The sequence below is a fragment of the Nitrospira sp. CR1.1 genome, assembly GCA_014055465.1.
Lineage (GTDB): Bacteria > Nitrospirota > Nitrospiria > Nitrospirales > Nitrospiraceae > Nitrospira_A.
The window spans coordinates 134,160-154,294 of record WIAF01000011.1; the positions used below are offsets into that span (position 1 = coordinate 134,160).

The 20,135-nt window shown below is 58.7% G+C and carries 25 protein-coding genes and 2 tRNA genes; 13 read left to right on the plus strand and 14 right to left on the minus strand.

Translation table 11 applies throughout. The annotated features are described in order from the left end of the window. Nucleotides 1-23: 23 nt before the first annotated feature. The 4 genes from GDA65_17180 to ald all read right to left on the minus strand — a co-directional run bounded on the left by GDA65_17180 (nucleotide 24) and on the right by ald (nucleotide 2,940). Nucleotides 24-1,022 carry a sigma-70 family RNA polymerase sigma factor gene (locus GDA65_17180; GenBank protein MBA5864419.1) on the minus strand — a complete coding sequence of 333 codons (999 nt, stop codon included), beginning with the start codon at nucleotides 1,020-1,022 and terminating at the stop codon, nucleotides 24-26. A gap of 14 nt (nucleotides 1,023-1,036) precedes the next feature. Beyond that, nucleotides 1,037-1,324 (minus strand): acylphosphatase, encoded by a 288-nt coding sequence (locus GDA65_17185; protein ID MBA5864420.1) that lies wholly within the window; start codon nucleotides 1,322-1,324, stop codon nucleotides 1,037-1,039. A 400-nt stretch (nucleotides 1,325-1,724) separates the two neighbouring features. Further along, nucleotides 1,725-1,801: transfer RNA gene (locus tag GDA65_17190), tRNA-Pro, on the minus strand. 35 nt (nucleotides 1,802-1,836) lie between these two features. Next, the gene (gene ald, locus GDA65_17195; protein ID MBA5864421.1) at nucleotides 1,837-2,940 is read right to left on the minus strand and encodes an alanine dehydrogenase; all 1,104 of its coding nucleotides are present in this window, start codon (nucleotides 2,938-2,940) and stop codon (nucleotides 1,837-1,839) included. A 164-nt stretch (nucleotides 2,941-3,104) separates the two neighbouring features. Between ald and GDA65_17200 the strand changes: the two genes are divergently transcribed. The 4 genes from GDA65_17200 to GDA65_17215 are packed head-to-tail and all read left to right on the plus strand — an operon-like array spanning nucleotide 3,105 to nucleotide 4,606. Beyond that, nucleotides 3,105-3,473, plus strand: coding sequence for a hypothetical protein (locus GDA65_17200; protein ID MBA5864422.1), 369 nt, complete (start codon nucleotides 3,105-3,107; stop codon nucleotides 3,471-3,473). A 44-nt stretch (nucleotides 3,474-3,517) separates the two neighbouring features. After that, a complete protein-coding gene (locus GDA65_17205; GenBank protein MBA5864423.1) occupies nucleotides 3,518-3,868 on the plus strand; it encodes a (2Fe-2S) ferredoxin domain-containing protein in 351 nt (116 codons plus the stop codon). A gap of 31 nt (nucleotides 3,869-3,899) precedes the next feature. After that, complete coding sequence (locus GDA65_17210; protein MBA5864424.1) at nucleotides 3,900-4,313, plus strand: hypothetical protein; 414 nt, start codon at nucleotides 3,900-3,902, stop codon at nucleotides 4,311-4,313. Next, nucleotides 4,310-4,606: a hypothetical protein gene (locus tag GDA65_17215; GenBank protein ID MBA5864425.1), complete on the plus strand. Its 297-nt coding sequence runs from the start codon at nucleotides 4,310-4,312 to the stop codon at nucleotides 4,604-4,606. Before GDA65_17210 ends, GDA65_17215 begins: the two co-directional genes overlap by 4 nt. Nucleotides 4,607-4,743: 137 nt before the next feature. Here GDA65_17215 and GDA65_17220 read toward each other — a convergent pair whose 3' ends face one another. Together GDA65_17220 and GDA65_17225 are read right to left on the minus strand one after the other, a co-directional pair. Beyond that, on the minus strand, nucleotides 4,744-5,745 hold the full coding sequence (locus GDA65_17220; protein ID MBA5864426.1) for a squalene/phytoene synthase family protein: 1,002 nt from the start codon (nucleotides 5,743-5,745) through the stop codon (nucleotides 4,744-4,746). 51 nt (nucleotides 5,746-5,796) lie between these two features. After that, nucleotides 5,797-6,243: a quinol oxidase gene (locus GDA65_17225; GenBank protein MBA5864427.1), complete on the minus strand. Its 447-nt coding sequence runs from the start codon at nucleotides 6,241-6,243 to the stop codon at nucleotides 5,797-5,799. A 273-nt stretch (nucleotides 6,244-6,516) separates the two neighbouring features. Between GDA65_17225 and htpX the strand changes: the two genes are divergently transcribed. Beyond that, nucleotides 6,517-7,431 carry a protease HtpX gene (gene htpX, locus GDA65_17230; protein ID MBA5864428.1) on the plus strand — a complete coding sequence of 305 codons (915 nt, stop codon included), beginning with the start codon at nucleotides 6,517-6,519 and terminating at the stop codon, nucleotides 7,429-7,431. Nucleotides 7,432-7,571: 140 nt separating this feature from the next. Further along, nucleotides 7,572-8,069, plus strand: coding sequence for a redoxin domain-containing protein (locus tag GDA65_17235; GenBank protein MBA5864429.1), 498 nt, complete (start codon nucleotides 7,572-7,574; stop codon nucleotides 8,067-8,069). A gap of 6 nt (nucleotides 8,070-8,075) precedes the next feature. Here the strand turns inward: GDA65_17235 and GDA65_17240 are convergent, their stop codons facing one another. Further along, on the minus strand, nucleotides 8,076-8,351 hold the full coding sequence (locus GDA65_17240; protein MBA5864430.1) for a hypothetical protein: 276 nt from the start codon (nucleotides 8,349-8,351) through the stop codon (nucleotides 8,076-8,078). An 85-nt stretch (nucleotides 8,352-8,436) separates the two neighbouring features. Next, nucleotides 8,437-9,129, minus strand: a complete 693-nt coding sequence (locus GDA65_17245) for a hypothetical protein (GenBank protein ID MBA5864431.1) — start codon at nucleotides 9,127-9,129, stop codon at nucleotides 8,437-8,439. Between the two features lie 147 nt (nucleotides 9,130-9,276). Between GDA65_17245 and GDA65_17250 the strand changes: the two genes are divergently transcribed. Continuing rightward, nucleotides 9,277-10,704, plus strand: a complete 1,428-nt coding sequence (locus GDA65_17250; GenBank protein ID MBA5864432.1) for an MFS transporter — start codon at nucleotides 9,277-9,279, stop codon at nucleotides 10,702-10,704. 25 nt (nucleotides 10,705-10,729) lie between these two features. Here the strand turns inward: GDA65_17250 and GDA65_17255 are convergent, their stop codons facing one another. Then, complete coding sequence (locus tag GDA65_17255) at nucleotides 10,730-10,942, minus strand: hypothetical protein (GenBank protein MBA5864433.1); 213 nt, start codon at nucleotides 10,940-10,942, stop codon at nucleotides 10,730-10,732. Nucleotides 10,943-11,115: 173 nt separating this feature from the next. Between GDA65_17255 and GDA65_17260 the strand changes: the two genes are divergently transcribed. The 5 genes from GDA65_17260 to GDA65_17280 all read left to right on the plus strand — a co-directional run bounded on the left by GDA65_17260 (nucleotide 11,116) and on the right by GDA65_17280 (nucleotide 15,606). Beyond that, nucleotides 11,116-11,565, plus strand: coding sequence for a GatB/YqeY domain-containing protein (locus GDA65_17260; GenBank protein ID MBA5864434.1), 450 nt, complete (start codon nucleotides 11,116-11,118; stop codon nucleotides 11,563-11,565). Between the two features lie 156 nt (nucleotides 11,566-11,721). Then, nucleotides 11,722-12,369, plus strand: coding sequence for a response regulator (locus GDA65_17265; protein MBA5864435.1), 648 nt, complete (start codon nucleotides 11,722-11,724; stop codon nucleotides 12,367-12,369). 44 nt (nucleotides 12,370-12,413) lie between these two features. Beyond that, nucleotides 12,414-13,418 carry a diguanylate cyclase gene (locus GDA65_17270; protein MBA5864436.1) on the plus strand — a complete coding sequence of 335 codons (1,005 nt, stop codon included), beginning with the start codon at nucleotides 12,414-12,416 and terminating at the stop codon, nucleotides 13,416-13,418. Nucleotides 13,419-13,507: 89 nt separating this feature from the next. Continuing rightward, nucleotides 13,508-15,277: a response regulator gene (locus GDA65_17275; protein MBA5864437.1), complete on the plus strand. Its 1,770-nt coding sequence runs from the start codon at nucleotides 13,508-13,510 to the stop codon at nucleotides 15,275-15,277. After that, the gene (locus GDA65_17280; GenBank protein ID MBA5864438.1) at nucleotides 15,277-15,606 is read left to right on the plus strand and encodes an Hpt domain-containing protein; all 330 of its coding nucleotides are present in this window, start codon (nucleotides 15,277-15,279) and stop codon (nucleotides 15,604-15,606) included. The genes GDA65_17275 and GDA65_17280 overlap by 1 nt, the downstream gene beginning before the upstream one ends. Before the next feature lie 437 nt (nucleotides 15,607-16,043). Here GDA65_17280 and GDA65_17285 read toward each other — a convergent pair whose 3' ends face one another. Then, the gene (locus tag GDA65_17285; GenBank protein ID MBA5864439.1) at nucleotides 16,044-16,280 is read right to left on the minus strand and encodes a hypothetical protein; all 237 of its coding nucleotides are present in this window, start codon (nucleotides 16,278-16,280) and stop codon (nucleotides 16,044-16,046) included. 218 nt (nucleotides 16,281-16,498) lie between these two features. On the opposite strand from GDA65_17285, the gene GDA65_17290 reads away from it, so the two are divergent. Beyond that, nucleotides 16,499-16,915: a hypothetical protein gene (locus GDA65_17290; protein MBA5864440.1), complete on the plus strand. Its 417-nt coding sequence runs from the start codon at nucleotides 16,499-16,501 to the stop codon at nucleotides 16,913-16,915. Nucleotides 16,916-17,145: 230 nt separating this feature from the next. On the opposite strand, the gene GDA65_17295 is transcribed toward GDA65_17290, so the two are convergent. From GDA65_17295 to GDA65_17310, 4 genes are all read right to left on the minus strand, one after another. Then, entirely contained in the window at nucleotides 17,146-17,379 is a 234-nt protein-coding gene (locus tag GDA65_17295; GenBank protein MBA5864441.1) for a hypothetical protein, read from the minus strand. Between the two features lie 557 nt (nucleotides 17,380-17,936). Continuing rightward, a tRNA-Ala gene (locus tag GDA65_17300) sits at nucleotides 17,937-18,012 on the minus strand. 79 nt (nucleotides 18,013-18,091) lie between these two features. Then, a complete protein-coding gene (locus GDA65_17305; GenBank protein MBA5864442.1) occupies nucleotides 18,092-18,763 on the minus strand; it encodes a phosphoribosylglycinamide formyltransferase in 672 nt (223 codons plus the stop codon). Beyond that, nucleotides 18,753-19,790 carry a phosphoribosylformylglycinamidine cyclo-ligase gene (locus GDA65_17310; protein MBA5864443.1) on the minus strand — a complete coding sequence of 346 codons (1,038 nt, stop codon included), beginning with the start codon at nucleotides 19,788-19,790 and terminating at the stop codon, nucleotides 18,753-18,755. The genes GDA65_17305 and GDA65_17310 overlap by 11 nt, the downstream gene beginning before the upstream one ends. Between the last annotated feature and the right edge of the window lie 345 nt (nucleotides 19,791-20,135).

Sequence of the window (20,135 nt, forward strand, 5' to 3'; positions counted from 1 at the left end):
GGCACGATCACACCGGGACGTTCTCATAAAAGATCCGCCCGCTTCATGGTTTTCCGTTCAATAATCCCGCGGAGCCTTGCAAGGGCGGCGGTTTCGATTTGGCGGACTCGTTCGCGAGTCAGCCCCATCTCCTGGCCGATCTCTTCTAACGTTCGCGACTCGGCGCCGTCAAGTCCAAACCGCGCCAAAATCACCGTGCGCTCCTTTTCGGGCAACTCATTGACCCAGGCCATGAGTTCGGCCCGTCGCATCACCCCTTCGGTGGTGTCCGCAGGCGTGAGACAGAGCGGATCCTCAATCACGTCCCGCAAGAAAGTGTCCTGCCGGTCGCTGATCGGGCTGTCGAGCGAACAGGTGGTGCGAACCAGCTGTTTCAGATCGTCCACCTCCGCCACGCTGGTTTTCAACTTGGCCGCGACTTCCTCGGCCCGTGGTTCCCGGCCGAGCTCATGGACCAACTGCTCGACCTTACCGAGATACCGGTTCAGCCGTTCAACCACATGAACCGGCAACCGGACAAGTTTGCCCTGGTTGATGATGGCTCGCTCGATATACTGGCGAATCCACCAGGACGCATAGGTGCTGAAGCGGAATCCGCGTTTGTAGTTAAATTTTTCCACGGCCTTGATCAGGCCCAGATTGCCTTCTTCAACGATATCGGCAAACGGGAAGCCGCGATTCATGTATCGCTTTCCGATACTGATGACCAGCCGGAGATTCGCCTCGATCATCTCCTGTCGAGCCGCTTCGTCACCGGCCATCACGCGTTTGCCCAGAGATTGTTCCTGTTTGAAGTTCAACAGGGTCGACTTGCGGACTTCGCGCAGATAACTCTTGATGGTGTCGAGGCCTTCCGCACGCCCGGATTCTGCCTGGCGGATTTCTCCACCGGAGTCCTCCGACTCGGCGAGGCCGTGCGACTCCGCATCCTCATCCTCTTCCGCGCGCGCAGCACGCGGGCGGCGGGTCGAGACCGGCGCAGTTACCTCGGTATCCTGTCGCACAGTTGCACGTCGAGCCATAACGTCGTCACCTACTACCGGATCGTAAAATCGTGATACCGGCCCGTGGCATTGCCCCACTCCACCTGTATCTGGGTCACACGCGCCCCGACCGGCCCTTTTTTAAGATCTGCCAGGAACTCCTCCAGAACCGCCCGTCCACCTTCCACATCCACCGCCACTTGACCGCTGTCGAGATTTTCCACTCCCCCGGTCAGTCCGCGGGCAGCCGCCATGCGGCAGGTGAAGGCCCGGTAGCCGACTCCCTGCACCCGACCACTCACCAGAATTCGCGCGCGCACGGATTCGCCGATATCCGTCATCGTGTCAGCACGTCCTCACTGCCAGCATGTTGGCGCAGCGCGATAGCTCCGCCTAGCACCGAATACTCTCATAGGGGCTACAGGTCGTCACGCGATTTGCAACTTTACGCGGCGCTCGCAGGCTCATACACCTACCTTATCGGCAGGTACGTAGCAAACCATGAGCGCTTATGTCGACCCCGAACTTCGACGAGCGGACACGCGTTGATGATGAAGCCCGTCGCACGACGCAAGTCGCCAAGTTGTCGGCGTCCGCCGTTGTGCTCAAAGCGGCTGCATGGAAAGAAAGAGCGACGACAGGCACAGGACCTGTGGCCATCCATTGTAGGGAAACGACTATTGGAGGTGTGATCCCGCTGCCTGAATGAATGGAAGGCCCGGGGGGCCTCGAAGTGGTGTTTGGTCGGGGCGAGAGGATTTGAACCTCCGACCCCTGCGTCCCGAACGCAGTGCGCTACCGGGCTGCGCTACGCCCCGACCGGGCAGATCCGAAAAACGGAAGCCGGATTGTCTTACAACAGAGGGGTAAAACGCAAGCCGTGAGATTCAGCCACCGCTTGGCACGTAATCTTCCCATTCATCACATTCACACCCTTCGCAATGCCGGGGTCGGACTGAATGGCGTGTCCAACCCCGTCCGACGCGAGCCGCACAATATAGGGGAGGGTCACGTTGGTCAACGCTCGCGTGGAGGTGTGCGGGACAATGCCCGGCATGTTGGTGACGCAGTAATGCACGACCCCGTCCACCCTGTAGACAGGATCCGAATGTGTCGTGGGCCTGGTGGTTTCGCAGCACCCGCCCTGATCGACAGCGACGTCCACGATGACGGATCCGGCCTGCATCTTTGCCACAAGACTGCGCGAGATCACTCTTGGCGCGCGGGCCCCCGGCACCAACACGGCCCCAATGACCAGGTCGGCCTGCATGACGGCTCGTTCGATGGCCGATTCAGTCGCCGCACAGGTGGCAATGCGGCCGCCATACAAATCATCGAGTACGCGCAATCGATCCAAATCCAGATTGATCACTGTGACCCGGGCGCCCATCCCGACGGCGATTCGAACGGCCGACGTTCCCACGACGCCCGCGCCGATCACCACGACATGGCCCGGCAAGACTCCGGGCACTCCGGCCAACAAGACCCCGCGCCCCCCTTGCACTGTCCCGAGGTAGTGCGCCCCCACTTGTACGGACAACCGCCCGGCGATCTCGCTCATCGGCCGCAGCATCGGCAAGCTATGATCTTTCGCTTCGACGGTTTCATAGGCAATAGCCGTGATCCCTGCCGCCATCAACGCCTTGGTCAAATCCGGCAAGGACGCGAGGTGCAGATAGGTAAACAACACCTGACCGGGCCGGAACAACGCACACTCGGATAGCTGGGGCTCCTTCACTTTCACGATCAGTTCGGCCCGTTTAAACACCTCTTCCTTCGAGGCGACAACCTCAGCGCCGGCATGCCGATAGGCCTCGTCGGGACATCCGCTTCCCTGCCCGGCCGAAGGTTCCACCAGCACCTGATGGCCGTGCTGTCGCAACAGGCGCACGCCGTCCGGCGTCACACTCACACGATATTCGAAATCCTTCACCTCTTTTGGAACTCCGATCAGCATGCGCGCCTCCTCGCCCCTCCGCCTCGTGCCCGCTCCTCTTTGCAGTATACATCGGACCGGGCCTGGATAGGCGCGATCCGCTCCGCCACCTTGCTACGTGAAAGATCAGTGCGGTAAGATTCCATCTCTTTGGTTCTTTTCCCTTAACCAGGAGCACTTCGCGCATGGATGCCGGATCCTGTAATGCCTGCAATACCACAGGTACCCCGTTGATGAAATTGTCGCTGGGCAAAGATTTTTTCGGACGCACCTATGATCGGTTGTCGCCTTCTTCGGACCAAAGCCCAAAATGGTATTGTGAACCCTGCTCCATGATGAAAAACCTGCAGCGCGATTTTCGCGATATCCGGATGGAATTCGATAAATTGAGCAAGGGCCAGGCCTCCGCGCTTTCGGAACCTGAAGCGAAACAACACGCGCAGTTACGCCTCCGGGAAATCGGCGCCATTGCCGACACTCAGGCTAACGGGTCGTCGCTCCTGAACGCGGCGGAGGTGAAACAATTGATCGACCAGTTCCACGCAGGCACCTGAGCTCGCAGGCACCAATTGAATGGACCAATACGGACATTTTCACGATGACCGGCTATCAACGACATATTTTTGTATGCACCAACAAACGCGAGCCTGATGATCCTCGCGGCAGCTGCTCCAAACTCGGCTCCGAAGCGCTGCATGCCTGCTTTAAGCAAGAAGCCAAGCGGCTCAACTTGAAGGGAGTCGTACGGGCGAATAAGGCCGGCTGCCTCGATTATTGCGCCCAAGGGCCCAGCGTGGTGGTCTATCCCGAAGGCATCTGGTACCGGGTCAAGTCCGAGGCCGACGTGAAGGAAATCATGGAGCGTCATATCGTGAAAGGAGAGCCGGTCGAACGACTCCTCATGCCCGATCAGGCAAGACCTCTCCACCTCTCTCCGCTGAAACCTTGAGTCGGTCCATCCACCGTATCGCGAGATCTGTATGCCCGCCGATGACAAATGGAAGGCCAACATGGAAAAGGTGGCCTACATGAAGGCGTTTCCCGGTTTGCTCCGCAGCTGGGATCAGCTAGTTGGAAAAACCGTGGACGTCGTCTTGCCGCTCAAGAGCAAGACAGGTTCCGCAGCGCTCATTTGCACCGACGGATCTTTTGTGGTGGTTCCACTCCTGAGCGCAGAACCCTACGAGTTGGGAGAAGCCCTGCAGGCGGGCCGAGAATATCTTGAGCCGAAACACCCTGAGGCCTATGCCGGATATGACCGCCTGCGCAAGAAAGACCAGGACGCGCAACGCACCGCGCGCCTCGAAAATATTCTTGGCGCGATTCAAAATAATGTGGAACAGATCCCGGAATTGAAAGACCGGCTGGCACAGCTGGTCAAGGAGTGGAAGTGAGCAGCCTCCCGCAAAAAAACATGTTCGAGATCTTTTCGCAAGGTCTCTTCGAAGGAGTGAAACCGATGCTGGTTATCCGCGACCACCTTGTCCGTCATCCCGATCGCTGCACTCACCAGGCCATTTGTGTCCCCATTTGCCCGACCAGTGCCTGGCTGTCGACCCCACCCTACAAATTCGACCCCTCCCGCTGCCTGGAAAGCTGCCGGCTCTGTCTGGATGCCTGCCCTTCCCAAGCGATCTATGCCGTATTCAAAAAGGGCGAGAAGTTGTTAGAGCCGCAGAAGAAGTAGGCGGGGTCCCCTGGCAGATCTCTTGTGCTCGTGCAACGCGCGAGCCTCTAGATGCCCTCGTTGGACGCGCGCAGAATCGTCACCTTCCCCGGCTGCAACCAACAGGCATACGCATCAAACTACGCATCCTTGCATGTCTACATGATCTGCTTCCGCAGACGCCCCCAGTAGGCGGTGCCGACATAGCCACAGGCGCCGGTGAGTGTGGTGAGGGCCATCACTCGATAGACCACCGAACGCGGGGCTTTGACGTTGACGGTTGGATCGAGAAGATCCGGCGCTGTGGCCACGCGTGTGAGCGTTTCGCCGGCCAGCAGAATCGGCCACATGCAAGCGAGTCGCTGCCGGATCTCTAACCGGGGCAACGCCAGGGTATAGAGCCAGCCCTGGTCTAAATGTTCCACGGCCTGACGGATCATGCGCAGCAGAATCGGCCGAAAGGCCGGCAGGCTTTCCGGTTTGAGCAAATCCCTCGGTTTGAGCCCAAGCTCATCTAGCCACTGCGTCGGCACATAGCACCGGCCGTTCTGGAGATCGCGAGCGAGATCCTTCACAATGTTCGTGAGCTGTAACCCCTTGCCGAAGCGGACGCCGATCGCAGACATCCGGTCGACATCCCAATGCGCCATGGCAGGCCGATGCGCGCAGACCATGCGGGTCCAGAATTCCCCCACGCACCCTGCCACGTAGTAGGTATACTGATCCAATTCTTGCGGACGCTCCAGCGCTGAGAGGTCTTGGGCCGATGAACCGGGAAACCTGGTCAGGTCCATTTCCATTCCCTTCGGCAGCACCTCCATCAGCCAGCTGATACGCTCGCGATCCCCATGATCAAACTGCCGGTACAGCGCGAAACAATCCGGCAATCGCTCCAAGAGCACGCGCTCAGCAGAATCAGTCTGGTGCGGCAGGAGGCCCGCCTGAATCGCCTGCACGGCTTGCGGTTGAACGTCGTCGCCGCTGAACTGGGCGCGGAACATGTTGAGGTGGTGAAGTCGCTGCTCCCGACCGATCAGGTCGGTGTCGGCAATCGTATCGGCCGCACGCGCGAACAGATAGGCCAACCCCATCTCGTCGCGCACATCCGGCGGCAGGACATTCAGCGTCAGGTAAAAGGAACGGGATACCTGCTTGAGAATGACGTGAAGGAGTTCGTGCTGGGAGGGCTGATTACTCGTGGCGCACCCTGCTTATCGGACTTCGAGTGTCCCCTCCATGCCTTTCTCCCGGTGACTTGGGAAAAAGAGGAGTTTCTTGTCGCAATAGAAGGAATAGGTGCCCGGCTTGGATGGCGTAAATTGCACGGTCACGGTTTTACCGGCGCTCACATCCCGTTCGATCGAGATCCCGGCTGCCTCATCCCGTAACACAAAATTGTGTGGCGTGATCGTGGTGATACTGGTCAAGAGCAGTTCAACGGGTTTCCCGGACTGCACGATCAAGTGCCGCGGAGTGTAGGAGTAGCTGTCCAGAATCACCGTCGCCCGTTGAATTCCGTCCGCTTGGTCAACCGGCACTCGGAGCGGAGGAACCTGCGGCGCCTGCTCAGCTCCAATACCAGCGGTCGGACCTGCGATGCTGCATAATCCGGCCGTACCCAGAATACCCAGACGGAGTAACAAGAGACCTCTACGCATGGCGCAGTTTGTAGCAGAAGGGTGGAGAATCGGTCAACCGGCTGCAGGTCCGCCGATAGATACCTGTCCGGGTGCCGGACCACGCCCTGTCACACCGTCGCCCTATATTCAACCGACTTGACTGACATCAAACCTGGTATTATCTCTGAACACCGGGACGCATCCTGGCTCCCCTGCCCAAGGGACCACCAAACGGCCCGGGCATCCGGTATAATGACATCCAAGGTTTGGTCCTCTCCGTGGTAGAAGGACGAACCTCCAAGGAGGACAGATATGAAGTCGTTGAAGGGTATCGGGCTGCTGATTATTTCGAACATTCTCATTTACCTCACGCTGTCGATTACCGTCAGAGTGCTGGTGAACATGGTCCTGCCCGCGTTCGGCATCGATGTTCGCGGCGCCTTTAGTCAGGAATTACTGGTCTGGTCGTTGGTCATCGGCTTCGGCGGCGCGTTCATCAGCCTGCTGTTTTCCAAACAAATGGCTCGCGCCATGCTGGATTGCACGCAGATCACGCAGCCCCGCACACAAGCGGAACACGTCATCTATGGCTCCGTTCGCGAGATTGCGGAACGCCTCCATATCACCATGCCGGAAGTGTGGGTCTATGACTCGCCGGACCCGAATGCCTTTGCCACGGGGCCGAGCAAGAACAATGCGATGGTGGCGGTCTCGACCGGCTTGTTGGCCAATCTGCGCGAAGACGAGGTGAAGGCTGTGCTCGCCCACGAGATGGGTCATGTCTTCAACGGCGACATGTTTTCCACCACAGTGCTCGCCGGCTTGATGAACACCTTCGTGCACTACATCAGCAATTTTGTGTACCAGATGGTGGCGCAACCGCAGGGCGACCGCGAGGAAGGTCAGAGCGGCAGTCCGATTTTGGGCTTCGTGGTCTATCTGTTCTTGCAGATCGTGCTCTCGATCCTGGCCATGGTGGTAGTCAGCTGGCACTCCCGCCGCCGGGAATATGCCGCGGATGCATTCTCAGCGAAGGTGTACGGCAAAGAGTCAATGATCAAGGCGCTGCAGGCCATTGACCGTTGGGTGAACCGGGCCCAATTCGAGTATTCAACTCAAGATGCCTTGGCTACCATGAAGATTTCAGGCAACAGCTCCGGCTTCATGCACCTGCTGGCGACCCACCCTCCGATCGAGGAACGGGTTGCGGCGTTGGAACGTTTATAACAAGGAGTCTTTCTATGCCGATCCATCGACCGACTTGTTCATGGAAGGTACTGGCTCTCGGGCTCATCGCGGGTCTCGGGCTTGGCGCCATCGCAATAGGGCTTGGTCCGGTGGATGCGGCGGAACAGGGAGCGACACGCATGGCTGCAAACGCATCAACCGTGTACGATTTCACGTTGAATGATATCGATGGGAAACCGGTCTCATTGAAGCAATACAAAGGAAAGGTCGTCATGCTGGTTAATACCGCCAGCTTGTGCGGCAACACCCCGCAATACGCCGACCTTGAAACGATATACGAGACCTATAAGGACAAGGGGTTCGAGATTCTGGCTTTCCCGGCTAATAATTTCGGCCAGCAGGAGCCGGGCAGCAATGAAGAGATCAAGGGATTCTGCCTGACCAAGTATAGTGTCGGCTTCCCGCTCTTCAGCAAAATCAGCGTCAAGGGCGGTGACAAACATCCCCTCTATCGCTATCTTACCGAACAAAGCCCGTTCCCCGGCGAGGTGGAATGGAACTTTCAGAAGTATCTGGTCGATCGTTCAGGAAATGTCGTTGCTCGCTATCATCACGGCACGAAACCGGTGGCTGACCAGGTCGTGAAAGACGTCGAGCGTTTCCTGGCCAAACCGTGAGCCCGTTCAGGTCTTTTTCTCGAAGGTAATATGTGATCGATACTCTTGGATGGCCGCACCCAATGCGGCCTTCCCAAGAGGAATATTCGCCTCCAAGGCATCCTCCACGCCCCGGTCGTCGATGACCACGTCATACCGGTCCTGAATATTCGTGCGGACCGCGGCGCCGTCCTTGAACGTGCGCGGCATATAAATTTCGGTCCACACTTCCTTCTCGACCAAACACACATCACAAAACCGTTCATACAACAGCGTTAATTTCTCCGGATCGGTTTCCTTCATGCCCCTGTCCTCGCGATGATCATCATTCACACTCCCGCATGAGCGGGCACGGCAGACGAACGTTAGACTAAGCAGGGGAACATATTCAACGGGAGGGAGAATCGGGCACTGTCGGCGCAACATCCCTGGAAGGCTGATCGGTCACCGCAAACCGCATCGTTCCCACTTGGTTCACCGCATGGAACGGTTGCTGCCCGAGCGACGTGATGTAGATTTTGACCAGATACTTTCCTTGCGGCCACAGCAACGACGGTTTCTTCAACTCCAGAAAACCATACCGTTCATGGCCCGGTACCTCCAGGCTATCCTGCACGATCACTGCGTCGCCGGTTTTCCCGTCTGCCCCGACGGCAAACACCTGAGCGGCAAACTGGGCCGGATCTTCAAGCGGCGCGACTTCAAACACGATGTACACAGCCGGAGTGTCAGGAGCAAAGACGGTCGTACCCGGAGCAATCGGCTTGAGACGAGGATCTTGAGTAAACCACCCCTTTCGTCCGAAGGTATCCCATTCAACTTCATACCCCCGCGCCATCTTGATCCAGGTGAACAGCGATTGAGGAACTCCCTTCTGCTGCACATCCAATGACGGGGTTTCGGTCGGTTCGAACTCCGTCGTGACCTGCTCCTTTGGAACCATCAGGTCGCGTGCTTCGGCATCCGTTTGCCACCATCCCACGATCGACGTGACACAGAGAGCGATCGCCAGTGGTAGGGAGCATGGCGTCCCGCGCCGGCCGATGAAGCCAACCGCTCGTCGTGAAACCCAAGCATCCATATGGATATCGTACTCACTGCGAGCAAGAAGGGTCAACGGGCCTGCAGGATTTGATCAAAACCGAGGCAATTCAGTCGGCTCTGATATAATGCCACTCATTCACGACAGACATCACTGCACCGGGCCCTCGTTCTTGCGTAAGGCCTCATGAATCACTCAATGACTCCCGCCCGCGCGCCAGTATCCTCTCAGCAGGTTCCCCTGCCGGATAAGACTGAGACATCGGAGCACGAGGCCAAAGCGAGGAGTCAGCAATACGGCGTCCGCGATGCGGCCTGCCAGGCTGCGGCACAGGGCGGCGGGGAGACCTATTTCTCGGCGTTCGCCCTGCTCCTGCAGGCCTCTCCATTTCACATCGCCATTTTGTCCGCCCTGCCTCAATTGGTCGGAGTGCTGGCACAACTCGCATCAGTGAAGGTGCTTCAATATCTCCGCCTGCCCGGCCGCCTCCTCATTGCCGGAGGTTGGGCCCAGGCCTCTTGCTGGCTCCCGATCCTGTTGCTGCCGCTGATCGCTCCGGAACATGGCCCATGGCTGTTGATCGGCTGCGCCATGCTCTATTTCGGCTTCGGTCATGTGACCGCCCCGGTTTGGCACAGCTTATTGGTCGACGTGGCAGAAGCCGACAGCCGCGGCGCCTATTTTGCCCGGCGTGCCCGTACGACGGCACTCACCAGTTTTCTAGCCTTAGGGCTGGCGGGAGCAATCCTGACACTTGGGCAACGATGGAACATGAGTTGGATCGGCTTCCTCGTCATCTTCCTCGGCGCCGCTGCGGCGCGCATGGGGGCAACGACCTGCCAGACTCACGTGTCCAGGCTGATGCCGGCGCATCGACTCGACGCGCCGCACGGCTTCCGGCATGTTCTCGCCCATGCCGGAAGCGGCAATTTCCGCCGGTTTTTAACCTTCTCCGGACTGATGCATTTCGCTGTGATGCTATCGGGGCCGTTCTTTGTGATCTATCTCTTGAGGGATCTCCACTGGTCGTACCTGCAATACGCCGGTTGGATGGCGAGTAGTATCTCCGCCCAATTTCTGACATTAGGACCTTGGGGACGGATCGGCGATCGCTACGGCAACAAAGCCCTGCTGGCCCTGACCGCCTCGGCAGTTCCCTTCCTACCCATGGGCTACCTCCTGAGCGAGCACTATGCGTTCCTGCTGATCGTCAACTTTTTCGGCGGAGTCATCTGGGCGGGATTGTCGCTGGGTTTGCAGAACTACGTGTTCGACTCATTGCAGCCGGAGGAGCGCACCAGAGGTGTGGCGCTGGCCAATGCCATGAATGCGGTCGGATGGGGGCTCGGCGCGTTGACCGGCAGCTGGGTGGCCACCCTTATGCCGGCGACAGTCTCGCTGGGTTCGTGGCACCTGACACCGGCGTCGAACCTGCCGTTTCTCTTCTGCCTCTCAGGAGGACTGCGATTGGTGATCGCCCTGAGCTTACTACGGACGTTCGCCGAACCTCGATGCATCGCCTCCCCGCCAGAGGGACATCTGGTCTGGGAGATGCCCCTCCTGAAGCCTCTCATAGCACTGCTGCCGTGGAGAAACCCGCGCGTCGCTCCGTGATCGGTCGAGCCCCCGACACAGCCACCTACATCCCCGACGGTTTGCGCTCCCCCTCCTCCTGTTTCAGGCGGTCGAACGCACGATCCGCACTCCCTTTGACCTGCTCGGATGACGGTTGGGCCATCGGTTTCGGCTTTTCACTGGCGCAACCCACCACTAATACCATCGCCGTAACAATGCCGCCGACCAGACCGATGACCCGTCCTCCGACATTGACGCTGCTCCGTGCCTGCCCCATTCCACGCCTCCCCCTGTTAAGATGCCAACCGTCGCAGAACTCGCCGACGCTGCATTATGGGACAGTGCCTCGTCGCGCTCAACATGAAAACGTACAGGCTTCGGCCACGTTGACTAGCCCAGGTAAAGGCGTTATTCTCCGCGACGACGCGCGTCTCCGATGAAAGGAATCCGATGTCGCTACACGACCGTTTATCCGAAGACCTGAAATTGGCCATGAAGTCCAGGGATCAGCTGCGCATGGACGTCATTCGCATGATCAAAGCCGCGGTGCAATATAAGGAAGTCGAACTCAAGCAGGATCTGGACGATGCCGGCATGAGCCGGATCATGACCACCCTCATCAAGCAGCGCAAGGAGGCTGCCGAGCAGTTCGAGAAGGGCAATCGGCAGGACTTGGCCGCGAAGGAGCGACAGGAAATCAGTATCATCGAGGGCTATCTTCCCGCTGCGGTCTCTTCCGACGAGCTGGCGAACATTGTTGGGCAGGTGATTAAAGAATCCGGCGCCTCGTCGCTGAAGGACATGGGTCAGGTCATGAAAGCCGTCATGGCACGTCTCGCCGGCCAATCCGTAGACGGCAAAGTCGTCAGTGACCTGGTCAAAACCGCCCTTCAACGCTGACCTGCCCTTCCACCGGGCTTAACCTCTTCGGTCTTTCCGCCGATACTGAATCCGACGTACGGCGGCGACGGGATACGACCCCGCCCCCTCCTCTGTTAGCGATGCTTCCGCGAGCGAGGAGCCGGCTCCTCCACCTCTGCCGGACGAGGTTGCCATATGAGCATTCTGATCGTTGACGATTCCTCGGACCAGCAACTGCTGCTGAAAACCATTCTAAACAAGGCAGGCCACCAGGACCTCCTCATTGCGGACTCTGCCGCCTCGGCCTACGACCAGCTCGGCATTCAACAACCACGGCCGCACGACGGTCTTCATGCCGTCGATTTGATTCTCATGGATTTTCTCATGCCGGGGATCGACGGAGTTGCGGCGACACGGCACATCAAGAGCCTGGACGCCGTGCGGGATATTCCCATCATCGTGGTCACGGCCAAGACCGCTCTCGGCGACCTGCAGGCAGCGTTTGCCGCAGGGGCCATGGACTTTATTACCAAACCCGTGAACAGCGTGGAATTGCTCGCCCGGGTCAATTCCGCACTCATGCTGAAACAGGAAATGGATTGCCGAAAAAACCGCGAATTGGAACTTCGCCGCAGCAATGAAGACCTACAACGGGCGTTGCGCGAAGTGAAAGTCCTGAAGGGACTCGTGCCGATCTGCGCCTCCTGCAAGAAGATCCGCAACGACCAAGGCTTCTGGCAACAATTGGAAGAATATATCCAACAGCACTCCGAGGCGGAATTCAGCCACGGCCTCTGCACTCCCTGCATCAAAAAGCATTACCCTGGTGTTTACCCAGACTAGCTGTTAGCATCGGCCTACGACACACTTTCAGGGAGACACTGATCATGGGTATCCTGATCGTCGATGACTCGACAGACGATCGTCTGTTGATCCAATCCATCCTTGCCAACGCCGGGTACGAAGAGACGTGTGTGGCAGAATCCGCCGCCGCCGCATTTCGCCTGCTGGGCCTCGACGGGATGCGACAGATGGCCGGCCGGGTGGATTTGATCCTGATGGATATCGTCATGCCGTCCACCAACGGGATCGAAGCCTGCCGGCAAATCAAGGCGGTCGAACGCTACCGGGACATCCCGATCATCATGGTCACGGTCAAAACCGACCCCGTCGATCTCCAATTAGCCTTTGCCGCCGGCGCCATCGATTATGTCGCCAAACCCATCAGCAAGATTGAACTGTTGACGCGTGTCCGTTGCGTGCTCCGCCTCGTCCATGAAATCGAACGACGCCGGGCGCGCGAACAGGAACTCCTCGAAGTCATGCGCCAACTGCAGGAAGCCAACCAGATGCTCCTGCGCTTATCCTGCCTTGACGGACTCACCGGCATCACCAACCGCCGGCAGTTCGATGACTTCCTTGACCAAGAATGGCGCCGCGCCGCGCGCGAATCCACCCCGTTGTCGCTGATCATGCTGGATATCGATTTTTTCAAAACCTACAATGACAGCCATGGCCACCAGGCCGGAGACGAGTGCCTCCGCCAGGTCGCCCAGCTGATTTCCAGCCACGTCAATCGTCCCGGCGACTTGGTCGCCCGGTACGGCGGCGACGAATTCGTCATCGTGCTGCCCGGCACGACCGTGGATGGCGCCGCGCAGGTCGCCGATACCCTCAGGCGGAAAGTCTGCGAGGCGGAGATGAAACATCCCAATGGAGATCCGGTGACGATCAGCTTGGGCTTTGCCAGCACGGTCCCCAGCCGCGTCGCGGCCCCGACCGACCTGATCCGCGCGGCCGACCAGGCCCTCTATCAAGCGAAACAGGAAGGGCGAAACCGCGCCAAACAAGCCGGCGTACTGTCCCTCGTGCACCATCACCCCAAGGATTGATGGCCTCCCGCCGTCGCGACGATCGAGCCGGCTTCACATACTCGCGACACGAGGCTGTCCTGATGACCTGAAGACGACCGGACGACGACATGGCCAAACGCAGCCCGCAAACCAGACGCACCACAAGCACCACTCCCAAACGCACCCTTCGCGCCACTCCCCGCCCGCAGACGGCACTCCAACGCGAGCAAGCTGCGCGCCGTCGAGCCGAACGCGGGCTCGAACGCGCCTCCAAGGAACTGCAACGCCGCGTCGAAGAGCTGCAACGCGCAAAAGATGCCGCCGATGTGGCCAACCGCGCCAAGAGCGATTTCCTGGCCAGCATGAGCCACGAAATTCGGACTCCCATGAACGCCATCATCGGCATGGCTGATCTGTTATGGGATACGACTCTGACTCCGGAGCAACGGAAGTATCTCCGCATCTTCCGGCGAGCCGGAGCGAGCCTGCTCAGTCTGATCAACGATATTCTAGACCTCTCGAAAGTTGAATCCGGCCGGCTCGATCTGGACAGCATCGACTTTGATCTCTCGGAGCTCATCGACAAGGCGAGCGAAATGCTGGCGCTCCGAGCCAACGAAAAAGGCCTCGAACTCGTCTGTCACCTTGCGAACGATGTGCCGTGCCGCCTTATCGGTGATCCCAACCGCCTCTACCAAATCCTGCTGAATTTGCTTGGGAACGCGATCAAATTCACCGAAAAGGGCTCGGTAGTCATGACCATCATCAACGATCCGGACTGCCCCACGCCGGGCGCTATCCGGTTTTCGGTGACCGATACGGGCATCGGGGTTCCGCACGACAAGATGACGGCCATTTTCGACACCTTCACGCAGGCGCACAGCACGATCGCTCGCCGCTATGGAGGGACGGGGCTGGGGTTATCGATTTCCCAACAACTCGCCGCGCTCATGGGCGGGCGTATCTGGGTCGAGAGCGTTCTTGGCAAGGGAAGTACGTTCCATTGCGCTGTTCGTCTGGGCATACAAACCGCGCCGGCGCCATCCAAGGCGGCGGGCGCGCTGAACCTCAACGGGGTTCGCTGTCTGGTTGTCGATGATTACCCGACGAACCGGCTGATCCTGAGGGAAACGCTCTTTGCGTGGGGCGCCGCCGTGGTCGAAGCCGACAGCGGAGAACAGGCCATGGAGATCCTCGCTGCCTCGCTCACCTCCCACACCCCCTTCGACCTGCTCTTGCTGGACTGCCGCATGCCGGGAATGGATGGATTCGAGGTCATCGAACGCATCCATGCCGATCCCCGGCTTCGCGATCTCACGATTATCATGCTGGCCTCAGACCGCTGGGCCGACGACATCGCCAAAACCTACGACCTTGGTCTGGGCGGCTATTTGGTCAAGCCGATCCGCCGCTCCGACCTTCAGCAAACCATCAGCATCGCTCTGGGACGCAGCCAGCGCGGGTTGGCCCCGTCCCTACCCGTTACGCCAGTCCCGGCCGCGCTCCAGGGGCGGTCTCTGCGGATCCTGCTGGTCGAGGATTCGCCGGACAATCAGGTCTTGATCCAATCGTATCTCAAGAACACCAGCCATCGGTTGGATCTGGCCGACAACGGGCAGATCGGCGTTGCCAAATTTCAAAACGGCCACTACGACCTGATTCTGATGGATATGCAGATGCCGGTCATGGATGGACTGACCGCCACCCACACCATTCGACGGTGGGAGCAGGAACAGGGCCTGCCCGCGGTGCAAATTGTCGCCTTGACCGCATTGGCCCTGAAAGAAGAATCGGCGAGGATTTTCGCCGCCGGTTGTAACGCCCACATGACCAAGCCGCTCAAGAAAACGACGTTGCTTGAGTTGCTCGCGGCCTACGAAAAGACACGCGCCCAGTGATGCCGCCACAACCTGACACCGGACCAGGCAGGATCATCGTCCATATCGATCCGGATCTTGAAGCCATCGTCCCCGGATTCCTCGCCAATCGCCGGAGGGATCTCGTGACGATCGAGGCCTGCCTGAAGCAGGGCGACTTGAACACGATCCGCATGTTGGGCCACCGGATGAAAGGCGACGGCGGCGGATACGGCTTCGATCAGATCAGCGCTATTGGCGACAACCTGGAACAGGCCGTGATGCGACAAGACGGGCCATTGATCGAACGGCACATAGCCCTGCTGAAAGATTTTTTGAGCCGCGTCGAAGTCCTATACACCCGCGAGTAGTTCACCATCGGTTTCTTCCCGTCACTTCTTTGTGCAGCCCCATCACTCCCGATTATCTGAACTTGGCCTAGCAACAACGCCAGTGCCACCTGCGAAGAGCCCACGTGCTTTGCACGGCTTCAGGAGCAACGGCCACATCAATGGCCACTGCCCTCCCTGAAGCTCACTGGAAATGGTTCGCCCGCCTTATTCATGATGGTTCGTCATGAAATCGTCGCGTCACGTGGCGAGACTCGCGCGCGGAGCCGAGAGGACCCCTGGCGTTCTCGTGCAGGACGGTGAGGAGCCGAGGGGCGAGGCCGCCGGCCGAAGGCCCGTCGCAACAGTGACCCGGCAAGGGCAACATACACAAGCCACGAAGCTCCTGCATGGGTTCCTTCGTGGTGCTGCGGGCTTTCACCACTGAGAGCGGTTGCCCCCTCTCAGTGGTATGAGTCTTACAGCCAGTTCACGCGTTCGGCCGGCCGAATGTAGATCGGCTCTTCGACCTGAATCCGCGCCACTTCCTTGCCCGACTTGTTGAGGCCCAACACGGTATCGTTGTACATGTCGAACCGCTTCCCGTGGATTTGGGTTTCAAACACTTTTGGACCCGGAATGACATCGTACTGAAACACGATCTGCTGACTGGCCCGCCAGAGCTGGAGCACTGCCAACAGTTCGCGACTGGGCACGAGGTACTTCTCGATGGCGTTGTGCACGCCCGCGCAGGACCAGGGCACTGCTTGCCAAATACCGACCTTGTAGTTGCCGGACGTGGAAGGTGAAGCCTTTCAAGCACATGCGCGGGTTATGCGCGAACGTCCCGCGGTTGCCATAGAGGTCTTCGTACGTCTGGTGGTCGTAGTTCTGGCCGGAGTTGTTGGAAGAGATCGTGCGGATCCGTCCTTCTATGCCCATTCTGGCCTTGTCGATGCACTCGGAGGAACATTATGCCGTGCGGATGATCCGATCGGGAGCGCGAGGGTATTTGAATAAATCCACCACTGACTCTTTCTTATTGATCGAGGCCATCCGCTCGTTGCTCGCGGGACACAAATTTATGACGCCCGCCGTGGCGGACTGCCTGGCCGAGACTGTGTGTGCCGGATCCCATCCATCCGCAGAGCTTCATCAGATCCTCTCGAACAGGGAACTCCAAATTTCCCAAATGCTGGCGACTGGAAAATCGGTCAAGGAAATCGCCAGCATACAGTTTATTAGCGCCGCCACGGTGAGCACCTACAGAACCCGTGTGCTGACCAAACTGGCATTGGCCAGCAATGCTGGCCTCGTGCGTTATGCCCTCGAGCATTTGTTGATCACGTAATTCCTGAGCGGGCGATGTGGATGTGCTGGGATTGACCAAGGCTCGGTCTCATCTGCGCGTACAGGAGACACCGATCCGCAGGGGTCCGTAAAAAGAGGTCATCACTGTAGGGGCAAGAGCAGTCTCTCGCTCAGTTAATCTCGCACGAAAGCCACCGCAAGAATCAACGGCCGCTCCGTCACACCATCTAGCCTGCCTTATTCATGACAAACCGTCATGAATAAGGCAGGCTAGGCAAACCCGATCTCCACCACTTCTGACTTGAGCCAGTCCCGCACGAGTACAGGCTCACCTGCTGCGGTGAGCCGTATCCGCTTTTGGCCGCATAACGCACAGGTCCACCGTTCAAATTCAATCTGGCCCGGACTATTGTCGGACACCCAATGATGCGCGTGTGGTGCTTTTTTCGAGAGTCTCGCCCCTGCTGGAAAGGGGTAGGTTGCGATAAATTTTCCGTTCAACATGTGGCAAGGATATCCGAATCTATCCGCAAGGTGGATTAGGAAGATCCCTGGTTGTGTACCACCCCAATGCATGGAGAGGGGGTCTGTCGGAGAATACCGACGTGCAACCCCGCCTCGGAACCACGACGTAAATATTTGAAATCATAACGATCTCAACGGCCGCATACGCTGCGAGGATTGAGCCGAGAGAGGAGCGAGGCGACTCTTTCGATTCGAAGGGATGAGTCCTAAAAGGCGGTCGTCTCGACCTGAAGAGTTTTCTCTCGTGAGCCATCGAACGGCACCATGGCACGCACGCGGTAGCGGTCTCCGGCTTGCCGTGACAGAATACTCGCCAGGGGGGGACTGTGTACGGGATACCGGCCCACCCCGTGAGGCTCGTGAGGAACGTGGGCGAAGCCACAGGTCGATCACTTGCTGATACGCATAACGAGCGGGAAGGCACTGATGCCATCAACGCATCACGTTATCATGAGAAGGCTAGGAAGAAGGCGCTCTTAGCGGATGTACGATATTGAACTCACGAGCCAGAATGGCTTCTGTGAACGAGGAAGAAGTGGTGGAGGGCAGGGGAGTTGAACCCCCGACCCCTACGTTGCGAACGTAGTGCTCTCCCAACTGAGCTAGCCCCCCACAACTTAGGCGGCATTATACACAACCGGCGCGTCAGTCTCTAGATGAAGTTGCCGTGAAGAATCCGCGCGGTATTCCATCACGGATAGTAGAAACCGGCCGCTGACGCAGGAGGCTCCGCCACCACCACCCGCCGCCCCTCCACTCGCAACCGGCCTTCCGCATACAATTGGATGGCTCGCGGATAGATACGGTGTTCATACTCCAAGATACGAGCGGCTAAGGTCTCCGCCGTATCCCCTTCGGCAATCGGCACGGCCGCCTGAATGATGATCGGCCCCTCGTCTACACCCTCCGTGACGAAATGCACCGTGCACCCGGCAATTTTGCAGCCGTGCTCGATGGCCTTTTTCTGCACATCCAGCCCTGGAAACGACGGAAGCAGTGAAGGATGGATGTTCATCATCCGGTTCTCATAGGCCGAGACCAGCACCGCTGTGACGATCTTCATGTATCCCGCCAACAGCACCAGATCCACTTCATGCTTCTGCAGGACTTCAAAAACGGCCCGATCATAGGCCTCGCGACTATCCGGTCGTCCCGCGAAGGGCTTGGGATCGAGCCAGACCGCAGGCGCGCCATGTGTGCGAGCCCGTTCAAGCGCAGCGGCATCCTGCTTGTTGCTGAGCACCACCGCGATCTCGGCCGAGAGCGCCTGTTTCTCGATCGCCTCGATGATTGCCTGCAGATTGGATCCCCGTCCAGAGGCCAATACACCGAGCCGCACCAGCCGAGGGGCTTTAGCCGCCATACTCGACCACCCCTTCTTCGGTCTGCTGGGCGGCCATCTCCCCGATGTGGTAGGCCTGCTCCCCTAACTCGCGAGCCTTCGCCATCACCCGGTCGGCATGGTCGGGAGCCACCACCAGGATGAGGCCGATGCCCATATTGAAGACGCGGTACATTTCATCCAGAGGCACCGATCCGCGCGCCTGAATTGCCTCGAAAATCGGTAGCACCGGCCAGGACCCGCGGCGAATCCGCGCGCCGCATCGCGCCGGAAAAACCCGCGGTAGATTATCGGTGATCCCTCCGCCGGTGATATGGGCAATACCCTTGATGGGACAGCATTCCATCAGCGACAGCACCTGCTTGGCGTAAATCCGCGTGGGAGTTAGCAAGGTCTCGCCAAGCACCCCGCCCAATTCCGGCACGACCGTTTCAACGGTCAACCGGCTTCGCTCCAGCAACACCTTCCGCACGAGCGAAAAGCCGTTGCTGTGCACGCCGCTGGATGCCAACCCGATGACGACATCACCCGGAACAATCTGTTTGCCGTCGATGATCTTCGGCCGATCGACCACGCCCACGGCAAATCCGGCCAGATCGTATTCACCTTCACCGTAAAAGGAAGGCATCTCGGCCGTTTCGCCGCCGATCAACGCGCATCCGGCTTGACGGCAGCCATCGGAAATCCCCTTCACCACCGCCGCCGCCGTCGCGATGGACAGTTTGCCGGTGGCAAAATAATCGAGGAAGAACAATGGCTCCGCGCCGCTCACCGCGATATCATTGACGCACATGGCCACCAGATCGATGCCGACCGTGTCATGTTTATCCATCAGGAAGGCGATCTTCAGCTTCGTCCCGACGCCATCCGTCCCCGACACGAGCACCGGATCCTGATAACGATTAGCCTGGAAGCGGAAGAGGCCGCCGAAGCCGCCCAGATCGGTCATCACCTCAGGGCGAAACGTGGCCCGCACATGCGGCTTGATTCGTTCGACGAATTCATCGCCGGCATCGATATCAACTCCGGCATCACGATAAGTAGTCATAGGGGCCGCATCTTAACGAGCCGACTGATAGCGGGTCAACAAGGAGATCTGGGTGAAATCTGGCCAGTCAGGAATAAATTGAGAGTAACCTTCCTACGTGCTGCCAGTTGGAATGAAGATTCCAATTGCACACTCTATCTGGTCCTATATGCTGAGAAGTGAGAGGTGGCCCCGGTTGGTTAGACAGAATGTTTTCTTTCTTAGGTGGAGCCTGGCGGTGTTCTACCTATGCAGCGGTGTGCTGTGTCGGTAGGTGGTCAAAGTACACTCCATCGGGTGTGTGGCCGTCAAGCGCCTGGTGCGGCCTGGTCTGGTTGTAGAACGTCAGATAGCGTGCTAATCCTT